Source organism: Erwinia sp. (genome assembly GCF_031978025.1).
In the GTDB taxonomy this organism is placed as follows: Bacteria; Pseudomonadota; Gammaproteobacteria; order Enterobacterales; family Enterobacteriaceae; genus Erwinia.
In genome coordinates, this window is the sequence record NZ_DALZCD010000314.1 from 1 (window position 1) to 4,633 (window position 4,633).

At 56.3% G+C, this 4,633-nt stretch carries 7 protein-coding genes; 5 read left to right on the plus strand and 2 right to left on the minus strand.

The window, feature by feature from the left end:
- Positions 1-29: 29 nt before the first annotated feature.
- Both flgM and flgA read right to left on the minus strand, forming a co-directional pair.
- Entirely contained in the window at positions 30-320 is a 291-nt protein-coding gene (gene flgM / locus RTK32_RS19135; RefSeq protein ID WP_312046771.1) for a flagellar biosynthesis anti-sigma factor FlgM, read from the minus strand.
- 101 nt (positions 321-421) lie between these two features.
- A complete protein-coding gene (gene flgA / locus RTK32_RS19140) occupies positions 422-1,087 on the minus strand; it encodes a flagellar basal body P-ring formation chaperone FlgA (RefSeq protein ID WP_312046774.1) in 666 nt (221 codons plus the stop codon).
- A gap of 155 nt (positions 1,088-1,242) precedes the next feature.
- Between flgA and flgB the strand changes: the two genes are divergently transcribed.
- The 5 genes from flgB to RTK32_RS19165 form a co-directional block, all read left to right on the plus strand.
- Positions 1,243-1,656, plus strand: coding sequence for a flagellar basal body rod protein FlgB (flgB, locus tag RTK32_RS19145; protein WP_312046776.1), 414 nt, complete (start codon positions 1,243-1,245; stop codon positions 1,654-1,656).
- Positions 1,657-1,659: 3 nt separating this feature from the next.
- Positions 1,660-2,064, plus strand: coding sequence for a flagellar basal body rod protein FlgC (gene flgC, locus RTK32_RS19150; RefSeq protein ID WP_253454607.1), 405 nt, complete (start codon positions 1,660-1,662; stop codon positions 2,062-2,064).
- 11 nt (positions 2,065-2,075) lie between these two features.
- Entirely contained in the window at positions 2,076-2,747 is a 672-nt protein-coding gene (gene flgD, locus RTK32_RS19155) for a flagellar hook assembly protein FlgD (protein WP_312046779.1), read from the plus strand.
- Positions 2,748-2,773: 26 nt separating this feature from the next.
- The gene (flgE, locus tag RTK32_RS19160; RefSeq protein ID WP_312046780.1) at positions 2,774-3,982 is read left to right on the plus strand and encodes a flagellar hook protein FlgE; all 1,209 of its coding nucleotides are present in this window, start codon (positions 2,774-2,776) and stop codon (positions 3,980-3,982) included.
- A 21-nt stretch (positions 3,983-4,003) separates the two neighbouring features.
- The coding region (locus RTK32_RS19165) for a flagellar basal body rod protein FlgF (RefSeq protein WP_312046782.1) at positions 4,004-4,633 on the plus strand (630 nt) is incomplete at its 3' end.

The window sequence follows — 4,633 nt, forward strand, 5'->3', positions numbered from 1 at the left end:
CAACAGTTTAGTCATTTACCTGATTAACCTTATAAAGAGTCTTTGGCCTGCTGAATCAGGGCGTCGGCGATTTTACCGGTATCCATTTTCAGCTCACCGTTACGGATGGCGTTTTTCAGCTGCTCAACGCGCGCGGTGTTAATATCCTGCGAGCTGGCTTTGGTCAGCTGTGATTGTGCGCCGCTCAATACCACCTGGGTACCACCCGGTTGGGTTGTTTTTGTCTCTACCTTTTGCGCCTTTGGCGTAGCCACTTCGGGAAGATCGCGCGGCTGTACGGTACTGGCGGGCTTCATAGGTTGAGTTCTGTCGATGCTCATAGCTGGCTCCTGTTTGCTCAGGCCGTTAACGGCCTGAATTGCTCAAGTGTATTACGTCTGTTATTTACACTATCGGCAGCAACGAAGCCATCTTTAACGCTTTATAACGTTATAAGAATATTCCCATCCGGGCCCACTTTCCCACTGACAATTTGCCCCGAATTCATACGGACCCTGACCGGCTGCGCGGCGGTGGCATTATTCATTGCGCGGCCCTCGCTGGCGATGTTGAAACCGTCTCCGCTGGCGATAACATTGACGTTGTCACCGGCCTTTACGCGCCAGGGCTGGCGCACCATCATCATGGTTAGCGGCTGGCCAGGCAGGATATCCCGCAGCGCCACGCCGTCGGCCACGTCAGCGATATTGATGACCGCACGAGCAGGCAGCGTATCCAGTCGGCCATGCGTCACTTTCAGATCGTCGGCGGTCAGTGCCGCACCGCGTACGACCTGACGAGCCGCTACAAGGTAATCCCCTTCAACCTGAACCTGCACTTGCAGATAGCGGCGATTCTGTCCGCAGTTGGCGGCCACGCTCATATTGCCCCACATCCGGCTATTGCCCGGTAAGGAGAATTGCGGAGCATCACAGGCGGGCCATTGCCCCTGCGGCGTTTTGACCACCACGCTCAGGGTATCGGCACCCTGGCCGGTTTCCCCATAGCGGGCTTTAAAAAATTGATTCAGCTGGGCCGTTAAGTCGGCGGCGCTGGCATTGACCGTAGCCAGGCTCAGGCTCAACAGAAAAAGAGTCAACACACGCATTATTTTCATCCTCACTGCAACATGGCGACGATTCTACTCAGGAAGCGGCAAAGTCAAGGCGCAAATTAACGACGCTTTTTAGCGCTATTCTTCCGATCAGATTAATCCTAACCCGCTTATTCTCTCCTCACTGAATTTTCAATCGCGGAGGAAACATGCTCGACAAACTCGACGCAGCCCTACGGTTTAACACTGAAGCCCTAAACCTGCGTGCGCAGCGGCAGGAAATCCTGGCATCCAATATCGCTAACGCGGACACGCCAGGCTATCAGGCTCGCGATATCGATTTCGCCAGCCAGCTGAGCAAAGTGATGGAGCAGGGGCGGGCACAGGGATCGGGCATGTCGCTGGCGGTCACCTCATCACGCCATATAGCAGCGCAGTCATCTGCACCGGCGTCGATGGATCTGCTGTATCGCGTGCCGTCCCAGCCTTCACTGGATGGCAATACGGTAGATATGGACCGCGAACGTACCGAATTTGCGGATAACAGCCTGAAGTACCAGACGGACCTGACCGTCATCAGCGGGCAAATCAAAAACATGATGTCCGTATTACAGGGGCAATGATAAATGGCTTTACTGAACATTTTTAATATTGCTGGCTCGGCCATGGCTGCCCAGTCACAGCGTCTGAACGTGAGCGCCAGTAACCTGGCCAACGCCGACAGCGTGACCGGCCCGGACGGTCAGCCTTACGTGGCAAAGCAGGTCGTTTTCCAGACTGATGCGGCACCCGGTGCGGCGACAGGCGGCGTACGCGTCGCACAGGTGGTAGACGATCCCACCCCGGCAAAGCTGGTTTATGAGCCAGGCAACCCGATGGCTGACGCGAAAGGCTACGTCAAAATGCCAAACGTGGATGTGGTAGGGGAAACGGTTAATACCATGTCGGCGTCTCGCAGTTATCAGGCCAACGTGGAAGTGCTGAACACCGTTAAACAAATGATGATGAAAACCCTGACGATGGGTCAATAAGGAACAGACAGATGGGCATTACCGTTGGCGTTAATGAGTCACTTGACAACACAGCGATTACACCTTCGTCGTCGACGACCGATAAATCGGCAGCCGACCTGCAAAGTAACTTCCTGACCCTGCTGGTCACGCAGTTAAAAAACCAGGATCCGACGAATCCAATGGATAACAGCCAGCTGACGACACAGCTGGCACAGATTAATACCCTGAGCGGCATTGAAAAACTGAACACCACGCTGGGATCGATTTCCGGCCAGATCAACAGCGGACAGTCTCTGCAGGCTTCCACCCTGATCGGCAAAGGCGTCATGGTTAACGGTTCACAGGTGCTGGTCGGCAGCGGTGTGTCAACGCCGTTTGGCGTGAGCCTGGAGCAGGCTTCAACGGCAACCACCGCCACGATTACCGATCCAAGCGGTAAGGTTGTCCAAACTATCAACCTGGGTGCGCTTAGCGCGGGCGTCCATACCTTCTCCTGGGATGGTTCGTCAGCTGACGGCACCGTTGCAGGCGACGGTAAATATAACGTGGCTATCAGCGCCAGCAACGCAACCGGCCAGCTGGTCGCGCAGCCGCTGAATTATGCATTAGTCAGTGGGGTTAGTAACGACACCAGCGGTGCCGTTCTGGACCTCGGCACGATGGGTAAGACCACCGTCGCGAATGTTCGTCAGATTATTTAACTTAACCCCGATTCAGGAATAAACACATGGCATTTTCTCAGGCAGTCAGCGGCTTAAACGCAGCATCCAGCAACCTGGATGTGATCGGTAACAACATCGCCAACTCCGCTACGGCGGGTTTTAAATCCGCTACCGTTTCGTTCGCCGATATGTTCGCCGATTCTAAAGTCGGTCTGGGCGTAAAAGTGGCTGCGGTCACCCAGGACTTTAACGACGGTACCACCACTTCTACCAGCCGTGGCCTGGACGTGGCGATCAGTCAGGCTGGCTTCTTCCGTATGGCTGACGCTGGCGGCGCGGTTTACTACACCCGTAACGGCCAGTTCACGCTGGATGCTAACCGCAATATCGTTAACTCTAACGGCCTGCAGCTGACCGGCTATCCGGCAACCGGCACGCCGCCAACCGTGCAGACCGGTGCTAACCCGGTAGCGCTGAGCGTCCCTACTACAGCGATGCCAGCGAAATCTACCAGCGCGGCAGCACTGGTAGCGAACCTGAACTCAACCGACAGCGTGCCAACCACCACGCCGCTGGATATTAACAACACCAGCTCTTACAACAGCAAAGCGTCAATGACCACCTATGACTCGCTGGGTAACGAGCACAACCTGAACCTGTACTTCACTAAAACCGGTGACAATGCATGGACGGTTAACGTGAAGGACGGCAGCGCGGCGGATCCTACCGCTGACGTGGGCACGTTCAACATGACTTTTGATACCAGCGGGCAGATGACTTCTGGCGCAACTCAGGCGATTAACCTGGCAGGACTGAAAGGATCTGCGCCGACCAGCTTCACGCTGAATATGGCGGGCAGCCAGCAGCAGAACACCAAAACCAGCACCTTCGGTAACCCAACACAGGATGGTTACAAGCCGGGCGAACTGACCAGCTACCAGATCAATAATGACGGCACGTTAGTAGGCAACTACTCCAACGAGAAAACCCAGACTCTGGGACAGATCGCGCTGGCTAACTTTGCTAACCCGGAAGGCCTGAAGTCTGAAGGTAACAACGTCTGGTCCTCAACGGCTTCTTCTGGTCAGGCGCTGGTTGGCCTGGCAGGCACCGGTAACCTGGGTACGCTGACCGCTGGCGCGCTGGAATCTTCCAACGTCGACCTGAGTAAAGAACTGGTCAACATGATTGTGGCACAGCGTAACTATCAGTCTAACGCCCAGACCATCAAAACACAGGACCAGATCCTCAACACCCTGGTCAACCTGCGTTAATTCGGCTAACAGGATCGTCTTATGGATCACGCGATATATACCGCAATGGGGGCTGCCAGTCAGACCCTCCAACAGCAGGCAGTAACGGCGAACAACCTGGCAAACGCCTCAACGCCTGGTTTCCGTGCGCAGCTGAACGCGCTGCGCGCCGTGCCGGTGCAGGGCGACTCACTGCCGACCCGTACGCTGGTGACGGCTTCGACCCCGGGCTCAGATATGACTCCCGGCGCCATGGACTACACCGGACGTTCGCTGGACGTCGCCGTACGTCAGGATGGCTGGCTGGCCGTGCAGGCTCAGGATGGTACTGAAGCCTACACCCGCAACGGCAACATGGAGCTGAACCCGGCTGGCCAGCTGACCATTCAGGGCAAGCTGGTGATGGGCGACGGCGGACCGATTGCCGTACCACAGGGATCGGAAATCACTATTGCTGCTGACGGGACTATTACCGCGCTGAACCCTGGCGATGCGCCGAACGCCACTGTCCAGCTGGGACGTCTGAAGCTGGTGAAAGCCACCAGCTCGGAAGTTACGCGCGGCGACGACGGCCTGTTCCGTCCGACCGGTGCGACGCAAACCCTTCAGGCCGATCAGACTATTACCGCGCTGAACCCTGGCGATGCGCCGAACGCCACTGTCCAGCTGGGA

What these genes read in the sequence shown, in the direction of transcription:
- flgA (WP_312046774.1), bottom strand. Translation starts at nt 1,087, where the DNA reads ATGCGTGTGTTGACTCTTTTTCTGTTGAGCCTGAGCCTGGCTACGGTC.
- flgD (WP_312046779.1), top strand. Translation starts at nt 2,076, where the DNA reads ATGGGCATTACCGTTGGCGTTAATGAGTCACTTGACAACACAGCGATT.
- flgE (WP_312046780.1), top strand. Translation starts at nt 2,774, where the DNA reads ATGGCATTTTCTCAGGCAGTCAGCGGCTTAAACGCAGCATCCAGCAAC.
- flgB (WP_312046776.1), top strand. Translation starts at nt 1,243, where the DNA reads ATGCTCGACAAACTCGACGCAGCCCTACGGTTTAACACTGAAGCCCTA.
- flgC (WP_253454607.1), top strand. Translation starts at nt 1,660, where the DNA reads ATGGCTTTACTGAACATTTTTAATATTGCTGGCTCGGCCATGGCTGCC.
- flgM (WP_312046771.1), bottom strand. Translation starts at nt 320, where the DNA reads ATGAGCATCGACAGAACTCAACCTATGAAGCCCGCCAGTACCGTACAG.